This is a genomic window from Cyclobacterium amurskyense (assembly GCF_001050135.1).
GTDB lineage: Bacteria > Bacteroidota > Bacteroidia > Cytophagales > Cyclobacteriaceae > Cyclobacterium > Cyclobacterium amurskyense.
Window position 1 is genome coordinate 4,783,119 of record NZ_CP012040.1, and the last position, 14,927, is coordinate 4,798,045.

Sequence of the window (14,927 nt, forward strand, 5' to 3'; positions counted from 1 at the left end):
AATGGATATTTCCAAATTTAAGTTTTAAGACTATAAAAAAAGGTGACTGCTTAAGAAGTCACCTTTTTTATTTACTTTTTAATCTTGATCAATTATTTCAAGAAATCAGGTCTTTTGGTACCATTATAAGGCTTTGCACCAGGGTTGGATTGACTGATTTTCTCTACTTCCAATAGTTTCTGATCTGTAACAGTTGGCGCTTTAATAAAGCCATAATACCTTCCTTTCCAGTAATCTCTTAGATAACCGGTAGGCTCCATGATCCTGTTTCCATTTCTGCCACCGTCCAGAACAATTGCTCTTCTGGATTCACGCAATAAAGCGGTTTCCCTTGGAGACATGGCTTTAAGGCCACCTTCATAGGAGATATACCCTTTTTCTACAAAGAGGTCATCTCTATGAGAGTTGCTGTAATTATAATCCCTGCAATCCAATGGCCATTCTCTGAGATGTTGTGTTGCAGCTTCGAGATCAGCATCATTGCCTGTAAGGGCTGCATAGGTAAAGTTAAACCAAGGGATTTTTTCCATGCGCTTGATTTCATAGGTTCTCTCTAAACTCCTCAGGTAAGTGGAACGCAAGTCTGGATCTTTTTCATAGGGAAGCAAGATCATGTAAGATTCCAAGGCAAGGTTATCGTCCCATGGAGCAATTTGAGAAGGAGGAAAGGTTTTCTTTTGTTTAATTGTATTTTCTGGATAACCCCACTTCACCAATTGCTCATAGCCCTTTTTGTATTTTTCATCCCCGGTTAATGCATAGGTAGCATAGGTGAAAGCCAAGACTTCTAAACCATTAATTCCACGGTCTTCATAACCGTAAGGCCTTAGCAAATATTCTGGGTTCCATCGACCCCACCTTGTAGGTTCACCATCAGCATCTATTAATTCCCAGCCATTGTCCATAATATAAGAAGTCATTCTTGTCATATGTTCCTTGGCCAATTCCTTCTCTTTTCCTTTGGCTACCAAATCGTGAAAAATGGCTACAGAGTAATAATGCGCAATTACCTCATCACTTGAAGCATCTCCTTTCCAGTACCATAGGCTATCCGAAGTGGCGTACCATTTGGCTGGTAAACCACCAGAGCCTCTATTATCTAAACCCCCAGAGTCACCTTCTCTGGAAAAGACAGCTCTTGAGATAAGCCCTTCTATCGGGGTAACCCTTTCAAGAAATAGCATGGCCTGGAAAGCATCTAATGCTTCTTTTCTGTCAGCTTCTTCACCGGTAACTGCGTATTTGTAACTCATAGCTGCCAGGTAGGTAGCCGTATGGGCACCATCATTGTCACTTATCTCTCTTTCCCATTCTCCTTTTCTTTTGGTCAATAGATGAACAAAGCCCATTCTTTTATGTCCGTAAGCTTCCATCCATTGCTCGTAATGCGCAGCTTTTTTCTGTAAAGTATACGGTTCATAATGTATAATGCCTAGTCCTCCATCTGTCGCAGCTACTACTTTATTCTTGGTGCTTGCAATTCCATTGACTTTATTGTCGGGTAACCAAAGGTCTGAGCCAAAATAGTGAAATTCTTCAGCGGTCATCCTGATAAGACCACGAGGAGTTCCTATCCACATGTCCCTGTCAAAACCTTTGACCATTTGAGCAGTATTTTCTACTGGCAAACCATCAGCTCCTTTTATTTGTGTAAGAGAAGTTCCTCTAAGCAAGCCTAATCCCCGATCGGTACTGATATAAAGTTTGCTTCCAATACTAAGTAAGTCTTTGGTGTTTTTTGATGGCAAATTTCCCCAATCAATAAGGTGTTCGTTGACCACTTTTCCTGCCAATTGCACCAATTCTCCTGGGCGCAGAATATGAAGAGTCTGGCTATAACTTTCAATGGCTGTAATAGGACCTAAAGTAACAGGGTCGGCGAGAAGCTGACTACCATCTTCCATAAACATGGTTACATCACTTGAAAGAAATCCTCCCTCAGGCATTATATTGGTTAATTTACCACCTTCATATTTAAAAATGGATTCCGTAGTAGCTACATGGACCTGATTCAGGTGCATACAAAAGTCTACAAACTTTTCAGCACTTATTTTAGCCCATTTTTTGTCATCAAATAGATAAAGGCCTGATTTACTGCTTACCCATAGGCCACCTTTTAATACTTCAATTTTATTGATTTGGTCGGGAGCTGCTTTCACAGGAATCAGCTTGTCTCCTTGTAGAAGCACTAATTTACCATCTTTAACGATATAAACAGATTCATTTAATATAGCCACCTGACTTATAGGAGTATCTGTCGGTATCACCTCTCGCCGTTCTTGTAAGAAAGGGGCATCCTCTACAGGCTTCCAAAAATGGTCAGCATTTTCTTGGGCAAAGAGGTAATTACAATTTAATAGTGCCGCAACTAGGATAAGCGCAGCTTTAAAAGTCTTCTTCATTGGTAGATAATATTTGTGATTGTTAGTTAAATACCCCTTGGCTAGAAGAATGTACCATATGTAGGTTTTTTTTTGTAAAAAAAAAACCATTGCAAAGGCTAATAAATCCTTTTGCAATGGTTTAATTTAATTACGTTACCTTAAAAATGATATTATTGGTTACTAGAAAAACTTTTTTCAAGGCTGAGTTTTCCCAACCTGTATTTTTTCTTATACTCTTCAAAAAGAAGTATTTCATGGTCTCCCGTCTTGCTAAAGGCTTTTGCTCTGGAAATCAATTTTGTTTTCTTAAAGTTAGATAGTTCGTACCTATCTTGATCTCCATTATTATTAACTTTTACCAAAGAAAGCACAAAATCTTTTTTTCTAGTTCGGGGATTGAATGTTTTTGGGATGACCAATTCCTTGACTCTGATGTTTTCTTCACGATCATTAAACATCAAATAAATGTCATCATCAATAAGTGTGGCATGAAAAGAGGAGAAAAATCCACCATCTTCAATGCTATATTGGTTTTTTTTAACCTTGCTTATCCAATTTTTGGTTCCAGTGGGCGAAAACTCAATCAATACAATATTTTTATAATAAAACCTTTCAACCGGTGAATTGGAGTACGAATTATAGTTAGGGGTACTTGTCATGCCTGGTGTGCTACTTGGCCCCCTATAAATGGGAGGTGGAGAAAAGGAAGAAATTGTCCGATTACGGTTTTCACCTATAACCACTATGCTACCATTACTTTTTAGGAAAATATCCCTGACAGAATAATTGGTATCTCTTGGTTTTCCTTTGTTGCGTTTTTTGGCTTTTTCAACTTCTTTTTCGGGTAGAAAATCAGCTTCAAATTGATCGATACTTTCAAAAATGTTTGAATGGTCTAATGAGGATAGAAGTCGGCTATAACTTCCTATAGAATTATAAAACCCTTTATTATCGGAGTAAAATCCTGCTATAAATAGGTCGCCATTATTGGTCAGTTTTAAAGCCAATTCATTTAAGTAATTTTCTGGTATAGAAATAATGGTTTTAATAGCTTCTCGATTGGTTCCATCAATGCTGATAAGCGTATATTTGTATAACTTTGTTCCAAAAATTATAGCAGTTTTTTTACGTTCAATCGTTTCTACAATAAAATGTACTTTGCCCTGGTTGTCTATAATTGGTTTCATTGAAGAAAAACCGTCTTCGAAATCTGTATCAATATAGGATTTGCTCCATTGTAAATTGAGCTCCTGATCAAAGGTTTTAATGATAAACTCGCTTTGGTTTTTAGATTTATTATAAATCAATTCAACGGCCAATAATTTGGTCGAATCAGGAGAAAAATGAAAATTAACTCTATTGTTGAAGTTTTTACGGGGATTAATAGTAGGCGCTTTGTTGGCAGAATTACCCTTCGCAATACATTTTGGTTCCCCTATAGGTTCAAGGGTTTTCTTGTTCAACTCTAAAATATAAATATTCTTTGCAGCATCTCTGTCTTCATTTCTGGAATAAAATAAATACAATTTGTCCTTAATGGGTAACAGTTCTTCGAACATTGAGAATTTCGGCAAATCTAGTTTTTTTAAATGTTTTGACTTTACCAGATTAAAGTTTTCATCATAGCTTTGTAAAGTAGGAAAAGCAGGGGACCCTACAATTTGGCTACTATAGTAATTTTGAGAAATCAAATATCCATTGCCATTTTTTAGAATAACCTTTTGGAGGGTATTTTTCTTAAGGCTGTTCTTCTTTGTGGTCCCCCAAGTTACTTTGCTATTGTCTGGTAATTCCTGACTGTAGGTTTTAAACCCTAAAAAAGTAATTAGGATAATAAAGATTGCGTTCTTCATAAAATCAAAACTTGCATATTTATAATGCATAAAACATAATTTAAAAAACAAATTTATGTAGATAAAAGTTTTTAACCTAGTATTTTAATTAATTTTGTCAAACTAAAAAAAAGGATTGAATAATGAGGTGTAAAATGGATTTAACCCGGATTATGTAATTAGATTCGTGATGAATGTTGCAATTGTAAGAAAATCAGGTCGTTTGGGGATTTTAGCATAGCGCCGCAATGGTGAAATTAAAACAGCAACGAAATGGTTGATTTTAAAGCGATTTCAGCACGTAATAGATTCTCTATTGTTAAATAATATAATAATAATTCTGCGCTGATAAAATTCTATTTACAGTCTTTAAAAGTGTTATGTTTAGAGACTAAAAATTATAAGGAAAGAGATAGAATCCGAGCTAATTTTTAAAAGGAAGGTATTTTCAATTCAACTTAAAATTTTTCATTTGGTAAATCTTCGGCGTTTCCCCAAATTTATTTTTGAAAGCCCTTATAAAATAGGTAACATTATTGAAGCCAGCCAATGCACAAACCTCTTGTACCTGATAGGCTGATTGCTGTAATAATTGGGCCGCATTATTCAACCTTTGTTCTAAAATATACTCCATTGGACTGATACCTAACTCTTCTTTGAATGTTCTTGAAAAGTGTGTTTTACTCATACAGGCTTTGGCACTTAAAACTTCCAATGTTAAATCTTGCTGCAGGTTTTGTTTGATATAATTGACCACATGAGCAATTCTATTGCTACTTGCCAATGATTTGTAGGTCTTTTCGAGAATGTCTCTTGCCTGTGTCTGGGACAATCGAATTAGCAATTCCTTTAAAGCCAAAGAAGCTATCAGGTCTTTTTCTTTAGACCTTTCCTTCACACCTATTCTTATAAATCGATTGATTATTTCTGATAAGTCTTGATTATTTATAAGGTGAAAATAATTCAAATCCAGTCCCCATTGTTTTTGCCACACTTTGTCTGGTAATTTTTCATTCAAAAGATTAAAAGTGTTTTCTATCATCTCCTGTGAAATAGAGAGGGCAATGCATTGGGTAGGATTGTCCCATTTGGCTTCGGGGAAATCAATCTTCATCAATTCATTAGGTGGAACGATAACCGACTCTCCTGGTAAGTACTCAAATCCAGGTTTATCAAAAAGGTGCATTACTTTTTTGCCCTTTATCATCGTGGTTAAAACTAAATCACCAAAGCTCAAATTTACACTTGATGCTTGCTGATGTGTTTCAAAAATATTGAGCTCACAATTATTTAGAGAATAGGTGGTACGGTTTTCTACCAATGTTTTTAAATCCCTTTCCTCTCTCCAGGGAACTCCAGCTATAAAGGGTTTTCTTGGCATATTCTTTTCAAACGATAGGTTATTTGGGCAACATAAATTATGCCTTTTTTAATTTTCAAAAGACTTGGGTTCAAATTATAAATTTTCCTAAATGATAAATCAGGTGGATAAGATGGTCCTTCAGGTCGATTTTGAAAATTAATTTACTTATAAATTTGATAAAACTCAAAATAATAAAAAAATGTCAACACAAACATTATCCCAAAGTACGCCAGTAGAGCGACCAAAAGTAAAAGAAAAGTACGACCATTTTATAGGAGGAAAATGGGTGGCACCATCTTCAGGTGAATATTTTGACAATATATCCCCAATTGATGGCAAACCATTTACCAAAGCCGCAAGAGGGAACAAAGAAGATGTTGATTTGGCTTTGGATGCAGCCCACGAGGCCTTTAAAACCTGGTCTAAAACATCTCCTGCTGAAAGGAGCAGACTGCTTAATAAAATAGCAGATGTAATAGAGGAAAACCTCGAAATGCTAGCTAGGATAGAAACGGTAGACAATGGCAAAGCATTGAGAGAGACCAGAGCGGCAGATTTGCCTTTGGTTATTGATCATTTCAGGTATTTTGCAGGGGTGATCAGAGCCGATGAAAGTACAATCTCCGAACATGATGAAAACACCGTAAGTATCGCATTACACGAACCTCTGGGAGTAGTGGCGCAAATTATTCCTTGGAATTTCCCTTTATTAATGGCCACTTGGAAAATGGCTCCAGCGCTGGCAGCAGGCTGTTGCACAGTGGTGAAACCGGCTGAACAAACACCTACTAGTATAATGGTGCTAATGGAGTTGATCGGAGACATTTTACCTCCTGGTGTACTTAATGTTGTTACTGGTTTTGGGCCTGAGGCAGGAAAACCTCTTGCTAGTTCAAAAAAAGTAGCTAAAGTTTCTTTTACTGGAGAAACGACTACAGGTAGACTTATTATGCAATATGCATCAGAAAATTTGGTACCGGTCACCATGGAATTAGGTGGTAAATCTCCAAATATATTTATGAAGTCTGTGGCAGATGCCGATGACGATTATTTTGATAAAGCAGTAGAAGGTGCTGTGCTTTTCGCTTTTAATCAAGGAGAAGTATGTACTTGTCCATCAAGGATTTTAGTTCATGAAGACATCTATGATGTGTTTATGGAAAAAGTGATCGAAAGAACCAAAGCAATTAAAATGGGACATCCTTTGGCCGAAGACACGATGATGGGGGCACAGTCTTCCAATGATCAGTTAGAAAAAATCATGTCCTACATGGATATTGGTAAGAAAGAGGGTGCTCAAATTCTATGCGGTGGTGACAAGGCTGGCCTGAACAGTGGACTTGAAACAGGCTATTATGTACAGCCTACCATTTTTAAAGGACACAATAAAATGAGGGTTTTTCAGGAAGAGATTTTTGGGCCAGTGACTTCTGTTACCACCTTTAAAACAACCGAAGAAGCAATAGAAATAGCCAATGATACCATGTATGGTTTGGGCGCTGGCCTATGGTCTAGAGATGCCCATGAGCTGTATCAAGTTCCAAGGGCTATTAAAGCAGGTAGGGTTTGGGTCAATTGTTACCATGCCTACCCAGCGCACGCACCTTTTGGAGGTTACAAAAAATCTGGATTTGGTAGGGAAAATCACTTGATGATGTTAGACCACTACAGGCAAACAAAAAACATGTTAATCTCGTATGATAAAAATAAATTGGGTTTCTTTTAATTGACAAAGTGCCGGATGTCTTGTGACTCCGGCATTTTTTTTCTTATATAAAACCGAAATAGCCATGCAAGAATATGTCCCCAGGGTGATTGTTACAGAAGAAGCCAAAGCAATTATTGATAAATTAAAAAAATCTCATGACAATGATTTGATGTTTCACCAGAGTGGGGGATGTTGTGATGGATCTTCCCCAATGTGCTTCGAAAAAGGCGACTTTATTGTGGGAGGCAGCGATGTGTGGATGGGAGAGGTATATGGTTGTGATTTTTTTATGAATGAAGATCAGTTTGACTATTGGAAGCATACCCAATTGACTTTGGATGTGGTTCCCGGAAGAGGTAGTAGTTTTTCAATTGAAATTCCTTTGGGAATTAGGTTTATGATTCGGTCCAGATTATTTACAACTGAAGAATTGGATAGGTTAAGCCCGGTAATTACTGGCGAAGAATACTTGGATCAGTAGGGTATAAAGGCACTAAACAATTATATATTTAATCTTCCTTTTGATAGACTATTTCACCATTCAATATTGTCATGCTTACCTGTGTGTTTAAAATTTCATTTTCAGCGATTTTCATTATATCCTGATCCAATACTAAAAGGTCAGCTAGTTTTCCTACTGTGATAGATCCTTTTGTATTTTCTTCAAAGGCTCCAAATGCAGGCGATAGGGTATAAGACTTAAGGGCCTGCGCTCTGGTCATTTTCTGATTTCCTTCATAACCATCCTCAGGAGTTCCCTCTAATGTTTTCCGGCTTACACTTGCATAAAAATTGGCCATTGGCGAAAGAGGTTCTACTGGTACATCCGTTCCATTAATTACCGGAATACCAGAAGCCAAAAGGGCCTGCCACATATAAGCCCCATCCTTTATTCGATCGGCACCTAACCTGTCTATTGCCCATGGCCTGTCAGAGGACAAGTGGATGGCCTGCATTGAAGGGATCACTCCTAATGAGGCAAATCTTGGTATATCATCAGGATGAAGATGCTGTGCGTGTTCTATTCTAAATCTATGATCAGCATTTAAGGCATTCTCCTCAGAAAGTGCTTTCTCATATTGATCCAATACTTCCCGATTGGCCCGATCTCCTATGGCATGGGTTGCTAACTGAAATCCACATTTGATACTATTTATAGCTGTTTTGAAAACCATCTCCATTGGTATGGTCTCATGACCATAGTGCCCGTGTCGATCAGAATATTCCTCCAATAACCATGCGCCACGTGATCCCAAAGCCCCATCTGCAGATAATTTTATGGATCGAATGCTGAGCCAGGGATCTGTTTTCGGGCCTTTTTCATACCACTCCTTCAACAAGGCATTGTCATTCCCATTAAGCATGGCATACATTCGAATTTTAAGTTTTCCAGAAGCTTCCATCTTTTGGTAGAAGGCTAAAGTTTCTCTGCCTACTCCAGCGTCATGGAAACTGGTAATGCCATTTCTAAGACAGGCTTCCTGGGCCAGGTTAAAGGCAAGAAGATCATTTTCTTCACTGCTTTCAGGAATGTGTTTAGAGATCAAATCCATGGCATTCTCATTAAAAATGCCCGTAGGATTTCCATTCCTATCTCGGATTACTTCTCCACCGGTGATTTCTCTTTTCCCACTAAGCTCTTGATTTAATGGGCCAATACCTGCTATTTCCATGGCTTTTGCATTGGCAAATAAGGCATGTCCACTTGCATGAAAAAGTACCACAGGATGATCTGGTGATATGGTACTCAAAGCCTGATGAATAGGAAACCCATTTATGATCTCTTGGGGTTGACTTGTCCATTTACTCTGGTGCCAACCACGGCCTATGATCCAGTTTCCAGCTGATGTTTTGTTGGTTGAAGCTTTTACCTTTTTTATAATTTCATCGAAACTTTTCGTGTTTGACAGGTCAAGATTCAATTCGCTATAACCCAATCCCATAAAATGGCCATGACCTTCTATCCAGCCAGGAGTAAGTATTTTGCCATTTAAATCAAAGACTTTTGTTTCAGCACCAATATAATCTTCCAGATCTTTCTCCAATCCTGCAAAAATGATGATCGAATCCCTTAAGGCAACTGCTTCAACTTGTGGCTGATCCGGACTTATTGTATAAATAGCCCCACCTTTTAGAACGATTGAAGCTTTCTGCACAACTCCTGGTGTAGAACAAGCAAATGTAATTACCCCTACAAAAATCAATGAACAGTAATAGGTTAGTGAACTTAGCCAATGTTGGCTACTAAAATTTTTCATGGTATTACCTTTCCTTTAAGCTATCAATTGTCTGCATACGAAAACACATAGGTTTTAGGCTTCCACCCAATTACAAGTGAACCTATTTATTAAATGCCATAATCTTTCTCCACCTTGCAGACCCGAACTTTATAATGTTTGTACCAGGTTGATTTACCAAGGCTTTGCGCAAGCATGTGCTCACTTTGGTTTTTCCAGTTTTTAATGGCTTCTAGGTTTTTCCAGTAACTAACCGTAATTCCTAGCCCACCGCTCGCGGATTCATGCCCAAGGTATCCGGGTTGATTGATAACCATTTTTTCCATTTTAGCAGACATCTCAGCATAGTTTTCTTGGTTATCACTTTTGATGCTGGTGAATATTACTGCGTAATAGGGTGGCTTGGGTGTTGGGCTGATTTTATTCATTCCTTTAAATTAATTAATGCCTGATAATTATGGTCAAAATAACTGTTTTTTTTAATTATATCTTCTGATATTTATACCTGTCAGACACAGGGCTTTATTCCATTGGTCTGAGGCAATATAGTAAGACAGATTAGTATTAATTGGTTTTGATAATCACAAAGGAATTATAGGATTATCGGGGCTGAATTAGTGTCAAACCAAATAAGAAAGACCGATGGATGTAGAAATTCTCTCCAGAATACAATTCGCTTTTACCATTGCTTTCCATTATATCTATCCTCCATTAAGTATTGGTCTTGGATTATTAATGGTAATTATGGAAAGCCTTTATTTACGCACCGGAAATAAAGATTATGAAGTTTTAGCCAGATTTTGGACCAAAATTTTTGCCCTGACATTCGGCATAGGAGTGGCCACTGGTATAGTGATGGAGTTTGAATTTGGTACCAATTGGGCAACTTATTCCCGCTATGTAGGAGATGTTTTTGGGAGTGCTTTGGCCGCTGAAGGTATTTTTGCTTTTGCCCTTGAAAGTGGATTTTTGGGGGTATTGCTATTCGGTTGGGATAGGGTCAAACCTTGGGTGCATTGGGTGGCTACTTTAGGCGTGTTTTTAGGTTCCATGTTTTCGGCAGTTTGGATTGTTATAGCTAATAGTTGGCAACAAACCCCTGCCGGTTTTCATATAGTAGGTGAAGGAATGGAGGCCAGGGCAGAGATCGTTGATTTTTGGGAAATGGTTTTCAACCCATCTAGCATGGACCGCCTTGTTCATACCTGGCAGGGAGCATTTTTAGCAGGTGCATTCCTTGTATTGAGTGTTCATGCTTATTATTTACGCAGAGGAAGGTATGTGGAAATTTCTAAAAAGGCTTTTAAAATTGCCTTGGTTGTGGCCACTGTTTTTTCTTTGGCACAATTGGTTTCAGGACATAGTTCGGCCAATGGGGTAGCAGTAAACCAACCTGCAAAATTAGCGGCTTTCGAGGGGCATTTTGAAAAAGAAGCTCCTGCACCCATGTACCTAATTGGCTGGGTAGATAAGTCTTCACAAACTGTTACCGGATTAAGTATTCCCGGGGGCTTGTCCTTTTTGTTGCATTATGAGTTTGGGGCTCCCGTTACAGGTTTAAATGCTTTTCCGGAAGAAGATCGCCCCTCGCAGGTGAATGCTGTTTTCCAGTTTTATCATATCATGATAAGTATAGGCATGTTTCTGATTGTACTAACCCTTGCAGGCTGTGTGCAATGGTATAGAGGAAAGCTTTTTGAAAGCAGGGGATTGCTGTGGGTCTTTTCATTTGCTGTGATACTCCCTCAAATAGCCAATCAGGTGGGTTGGTTTGCTGCCGAAATGGGGAGACAACCTTGGGTAGTATATGGCTTGCTTCGTACCAGTGATGCCTTGAGCAAATCGGTCACAGCCAATCAGGTAATGTTCTCATTGGTTCTGTTTTTTATTGTGTATACTATTCTCTTATTGCTCTTCCTTTACTTACTAAACAAGAAAATAAAACATGGGCCTTACGATGAGGAGGAAGATGATGACCGACCATTTCAGCAAGAAGTTGCGGCCTCTTTTTCACCTAACAAATAAATAGATATGGAAACTTTATTTGGATTAGATTATCCGACGCTTTGGTTTTTGGTGGTAGGGGGCTTGTTTTCTGGCTATGCTATCCTAGATGGTTTTGATTTTGGCGCAGGAGCCTGGCATTTGTTTTTCAAAAAAGAAAAAAGCCGAAGATTGGCTTTGAATGCCATAGGCCCAGTTTGGGATGGAAATGAGGTTTGGTTGGTAATTGGTGGGGGGGCACTATTTGCAGGATTTCCTGTGATGTATGCCACTTTGTTGTCAGGTATGTACGTTCCGTTTATGCTGTTTTTGCTGGTCATTATCATGCGGGCCGTCTCTATAGAATTTAGAAGCAAAGAACCCATGCTCTGGTGGCGAAAAATGTGGGATATTTCTTATTCTGTATCAAGTATTCTATTGCCTTTTCTTCTAGGGGTGGTTTTGGGAAATGTTCTTTTGGGTATGCCCATCGGAGAGGGTTTTGAATATGAAGGGGATGGGATTTTAAGCTTTTTAAATCCCTATGCAATAATGGTGGGAATTTCCACACTAGCACTTATGATGTCTCATGGAGCCATATATCTATTGTTAAAAACAGAAGGAAGGATGTATGCCAAATTGACTATTCTGTTAAAGAAGGGAATGATTTTCTTTATGGTAAGTTTTGGAATTACTTCTTTGTATACTTTGATTTATATTCCCCATTTGTCCGATACCTTTAGAAGTGCTCCGGAACTATTTATTGTTCCATTGGCTGCTTTGCTATGCATTGCGAATGTGCCAAGATTGGCAAGTAAAAGAAAATATGGAAAGGCTTTTCTATTTTCTTCTCTAACCATAAGTTTATTACTTGTGTTGGTGGCGATCGAACTGTACCCCAATTTATTGTTTTCTACCCTAGATCCTGATCATACCATTACGGTCTATAATGCGGCCTCATCCGATAAGTCACTAGGGATTATGCTTACTTTTGCAGCAATAGGCACCCCATTGGTGCTAGGTTATACTGCTTTTGTTTACATTACTTTTAGAGGAAAAGTAAAAATTGATGATACCAGTTATTGATGTTTTCAATTTTTAATTAGCTGATATTCTGTGTTTTTTTATGGGTTTTTAATCGTTTAGGTTTATATTTCATAAGTAAAACCCTGTATTTGAATTTAAACCCAAAATAGTATGAAAAGGCTTGTTTTAATACTTGTAAGTTCCTTTTGCCTTTCCTCAATCTACGGACAGCATTTGGAAATCTCTGATCCCGCATTATTAGATCTTGTGGATGAAGAGAGTCTTGTCATTAAGGTGTCAGATGGCTTTCAATTCACAGAAGGCCCTGTATGGAATGATGAAGGCCAATATTTGCTATTTAGTGACATACCCGCTAACACCATTTACAAAGTACATCCAACAGGTGAGATTAGCCCGTTTCGTCAGCCCAGCAATAATGCAAATGGTTTGACCTTTGATAATGAGGGGAATTTGATCATAGCAGAACATAGTGGTAGAAAAATTAGCAGACTTAGTCCAGATGGTGATTATTCTACCATTGTTGACAACTTAAAAGGTACCGCCTTTAATAGTCCCAACGATGTAATTGTTGATAGTGAAGGAGCGATTTATTTTACAGATCCACCTTATGGTAGACCAAAGGATGCATCTGATACCTTAGGTTTTAATGGTGTATACAAATATCACAATGGAAAAACCCAACTAATAGACGATACCCTGTACCGACCCAATGGATTGGCATTGTCACCGGATGAACGTACCCTATATGTAGCCAATTCTGGACAACCTAAGCTTTTTATGAAGTATACAATTAGCAAATCTGGTAAAGTTGGAAAGGGGAAAGTATTTTACAATGCTTCAGCCTTGACAGGTGAGGGAAACCCCGATGGTATTAAAGTAGATCCACTAGGGAATGTTTTTGCCACTGGGCCAGGCGGCGTTTTGGTGTTTTCTCCAAAAGGTAAACTACTTGGAACCATAAAATTTCCTGAGACTCCAGCAAACCTCACTTTTGGGGGAGCAGACAATAAAACCCTATTTGTAACCGCTCGTACAGGCTTGTATTCAATTCAAATTAAATAAAGGCTTACCTTATAGTATGGACACTGAAAGGAGAAAGTTTATTAAAAAAGCCACTTTGGCCTCTACTTTAGGCGCGCTTGGAGTGAATACTTTAAGTAAAGCAAAAGGAAAATTGAATGAAATTCAGGAGGAAGAAATAGACATGGCTCTGAAAGCACCTGTTTTAATTACAACTAACCTAACTAGCCCTGTATGGATAAAATCCATAGAATTATTAAGGAAGGAAAACAACTTTATATGTAGGGTCAAATCTAATGATGGTGCAGAAGGTATATCGGTAAGCAATAATATGCAGATGAAAGACTTGTATCCAATTTTCATACATCGAATTCAACCTTTTTTTATTGGTAAAGATGCCAGGGATTGGGAGCGATTATTGGATGAAGTTTATGTTTATCAGAGCAATTATAAATTACAAAGCCTAGCTTTATGGGTACCACTCGCTACCCTCGAATTTGCTGTACTGGACTTATTAGGCAAATTGGCCAATAAAAAGTATAGGTGAAATGTTGGGTAAAATTCATCATCCTAAAATAGCCGTTTACCAAGCCAATAATTTTCGTGGTAAATCTGCAGAAGAATCTGTGGACCTTATTGAAGCTCAAGTTAGGTCTACTGGAGCAAAAGCCTTAAAGTTTAAAGTAGGGGGCAGGATGAGTAATAATCAGGATTTTCCAAAAGGAAGAACTGAGGCCCTGATTCCAATGGTGAGGGATAGGTTCGGCCCAAAAATGGTTATATATGCAGATTCGAACGGCTCTTACACTGTTGAAGAAGCTATTCGAATTGGCAAAATAATGGAGGATTACGGTTACGATTTTTATGAGGAACCTGTTCCTTTTGACTGGTATGAGGAAACCCTGAAAGTTACCAATGCCATAAAAATTCCAATAGCCGGCGGTGAACAAGAACCCAGTATGAGAAATTTTCGGTGGTTGATAAAAAATGATGCTCTTGACATTGTCCAACCTGATATTTTTTATTTTGGTGGTATGATTCGTGCAATGAAAGTAGCCAATATGGCGGCTACAAAAGGTAAAACTTGTACACCCCATATATCAGGTTCAGGGTTAGGTTATTTGTACATGATGCATTTTGTTTCAGCCTTACCTAATGCCGGACCTTATCATGAATTTAAAGGTTTCAACCATGAGATTCCTTTAGTCAACTCCTCTTCAAGCCTTAACAGTGTCAATGGAATGGTAGAAGTCCCAACAGGTCCTGGATTGGGAATTACCTTAGCACCAGCATTTATAGCAGCACACAAAAGCGTAAATGCTTAGTAGGCCATTTTAATTAATCAAAAGAATA

At 38.1% G+C, this 14,927-nt stretch carries 12 protein-coding genes; 7 read left to right on the forward strand and 5 right to left on the reverse strand.

The window, feature by feature from the left end:
- Positions 1 to 92: 92 nt before the first annotated feature.
- The 3 genes from CA2015_RS19230 to CA2015_RS19240 all read right to left on the reverse strand — a co-directional run bounded on the left by CA2015_RS19230 (position 93) and on the right by CA2015_RS19240 (position 5,597).
- The gene (locus CA2015_RS19230; protein WP_048644638.1) at positions 93 to 2,402 is read right to left on the reverse strand and encodes a hypothetical protein; all 2,310 of its coding nucleotides are present in this window, start codon (positions 2,400 to 2,402) and stop codon (positions 93 to 95) included.
- A gap of 152 nt (positions 2,403 to 2,554) precedes the next feature.
- Entirely contained in the window at positions 2,555 to 4,267 is a 1,713-nt protein-coding gene (locus CA2015_RS19235) for a hypothetical protein (protein ID WP_048643365.1), read from the reverse strand.
- A gap of 397 nt (positions 4,268 to 4,664) precedes the next feature.
- Entirely contained in the window at positions 4,665 to 5,597 is a 933-nt protein-coding gene (locus tag CA2015_RS19240; RefSeq protein ID WP_048643366.1) for an AraC family transcriptional regulator, read from the reverse strand.
- 181 nt (positions 5,598 to 5,778) lie between these two features.
- On the opposite strand from CA2015_RS19240, the gene CA2015_RS19245 reads away from it, so the two are divergent.
- Together CA2015_RS19245 and CA2015_RS19250 are read left to right on the forward strand one after the other, a co-directional pair.
- On the forward strand, positions 5,779 to 7,305 hold the full coding sequence (locus tag CA2015_RS19245) for an aldehyde dehydrogenase family protein (protein WP_048643367.1): 1,527 nt from the start codon (positions 5,779 to 5,781) through the stop codon (positions 7,303 to 7,305).
- 64 nt (positions 7,306 to 7,369) lie between these two features.
- Positions 7,370 to 7,768 carry a DUF779 domain-containing protein gene (locus tag CA2015_RS19250; protein WP_048643368.1) on the forward strand — a complete coding sequence of 133 codons (399 nt, stop codon included), beginning with the start codon at positions 7,370 to 7,372 and terminating at the stop codon, positions 7,766 to 7,768.
- A 28-nt stretch (positions 7,769 to 7,796) separates the two neighbouring features.
- On the opposite strand, the gene CA2015_RS19255 is transcribed toward CA2015_RS19250, so the two are convergent.
- Both CA2015_RS19255 and CA2015_RS19260 read right to left on the reverse strand, forming a co-directional pair.
- Positions 7,797 to 9,545, reverse strand: a complete 1,749-nt coding sequence (locus tag CA2015_RS19255; RefSeq protein ID WP_048643369.1) for an amidohydrolase — start codon at positions 9,543 to 9,545, stop codon at positions 7,797 to 7,799.
- 89 nt (positions 9,546 to 9,634) lie between these two features.
- Positions 9,635 to 9,952: an antibiotic biosynthesis monooxygenase family protein gene (locus CA2015_RS19260; protein ID WP_048643370.1), complete on the reverse strand. Its 318-nt coding sequence runs from the start codon at positions 9,950 to 9,952 to the stop codon at positions 9,635 to 9,637.
- A 214-nt stretch (positions 9,953 to 10,166) separates the two neighbouring features.
- On the opposite strand from CA2015_RS19260, the gene CA2015_RS19265 reads away from it, so the two are divergent.
- From CA2015_RS19265 to CA2015_RS25215, 5 genes are all read left to right on the forward strand, one after another.
- Positions 10,167 to 11,549 carry a cytochrome ubiquinol oxidase subunit I gene (locus CA2015_RS19265; RefSeq protein ID WP_048643371.1) on the forward strand — a complete coding sequence of 461 codons (1,383 nt, stop codon included), beginning with the start codon at positions 10,167 to 10,169 and terminating at the stop codon, positions 11,547 to 11,549.
- A gap of 6 nt (positions 11,550 to 11,555) precedes the next feature.
- The gene (cydB, locus tag CA2015_RS19270) at positions 11,556 to 12,593 is read left to right on the forward strand and encodes a cytochrome d ubiquinol oxidase subunit II (RefSeq protein ID WP_048643372.1); all 1,038 of its coding nucleotides are present in this window, start codon (positions 11,556 to 11,558) and stop codon (positions 12,591 to 12,593) included.
- A 111-nt stretch (positions 12,594 to 12,704) separates the two neighbouring features.
- Positions 12,705 to 13,616, forward strand: a complete 912-nt coding sequence (locus CA2015_RS19275; protein ID WP_048643373.1) for an SMP-30/gluconolactonase/LRE family protein — start codon at positions 12,705 to 12,707, stop codon at positions 13,614 to 13,616.
- Between the two features lie 16 nt (positions 13,617 to 13,632).
- Complete coding sequence (locus CA2015_RS25210; RefSeq protein ID WP_240477846.1) at positions 13,633 to 14,121, forward strand: enolase-like domain-containing protein; 489 nt, start codon at positions 13,633 to 13,635, stop codon at positions 14,119 to 14,121.
- A gap of 1 nt (position 14,122) precedes the next feature.
- On the forward strand, positions 14,123 to 14,899 hold the full coding sequence (locus CA2015_RS25215) for a mandelate racemase/muconate lactonizing enzyme family protein (protein WP_240477847.1): 777 nt from the start codon (positions 14,123 to 14,125) through the stop codon (positions 14,897 to 14,899).
- The last annotated feature ends 28 nt before the right edge of the window (positions 14,900 to 14,927 follow it).

Bases quoted from the DNA above. Each gene is read 5' to 3' on its own strand.
- CA2015_RS19230 (WP_048644638.1), bottom strand. From the start codon at position 2,402: ATGAAGAAGACTTTTAAAGCTGCGCTTATCCTAGTTGCGGCACTATTA.
- CA2015_RS19235 (WP_048643365.1), bottom strand. From the start codon at position 4,267: ATGCATTATAAATATGCAAGTTTTGATTTTATGAAGAACGCAATCTTT.
- CA2015_RS19240 (WP_048643366.1), bottom strand. From the start codon at position 5,597: ATGCCAAGAAAACCCTTTATAGCTGGAGTTCCCTGGAGAGAGGAAAGG.
- CA2015_RS19245 (WP_048643367.1), top strand. From the start codon at position 5,779: ATGTCAACACAAACATTATCCCAAAGTACGCCAGTAGAGCGACCAAAA.
- CA2015_RS19250 (WP_048643368.1), top strand. From the start codon at position 7,370: ATGCAAGAATATGTCCCCAGGGTGATTGTTACAGAAGAAGCCAAAGCA.
- CA2015_RS19255 (WP_048643369.1), bottom strand. From the start codon at position 9,545: ATGAAAAATTTTAGTAGCCAACATTGGCTAAGTTCACTAACCTATTAC.
- CA2015_RS19260 (WP_048643370.1), bottom strand. From the start codon at position 9,952: ATGAATAAAATCAGCCCAACACCCAAGCCACCCTATTACGCAGTAATA.
- CA2015_RS19265 (WP_048643371.1), top strand. From the start codon at position 10,167: ATGGATGTAGAAATTCTCTCCAGAATACAATTCGCTTTTACCATTGCT.
- cydB (WP_048643372.1), top strand. From the start codon at position 11,556: ATGGAAACTTTATTTGGATTAGATTATCCGACGCTTTGGTTTTTGGTG.
- CA2015_RS19275 (WP_048643373.1), top strand. From the start codon at position 12,705: ATGAAAAGGCTTGTTTTAATACTTGTAAGTTCCTTTTGCCTTTCCTCA.
- CA2015_RS25210 (WP_240477846.1), top strand. From the start codon at position 13,633: ATGGACACTGAAAGGAGAAAGTTTATTAAAAAAGCCACTTTGGCCTCT.
- CA2015_RS25215 (WP_240477847.1), top strand. From the start codon at position 14,123: ATGTTGGGTAAAATTCATCATCCTAAAATAGCCGTTTACCAAGCCAAT.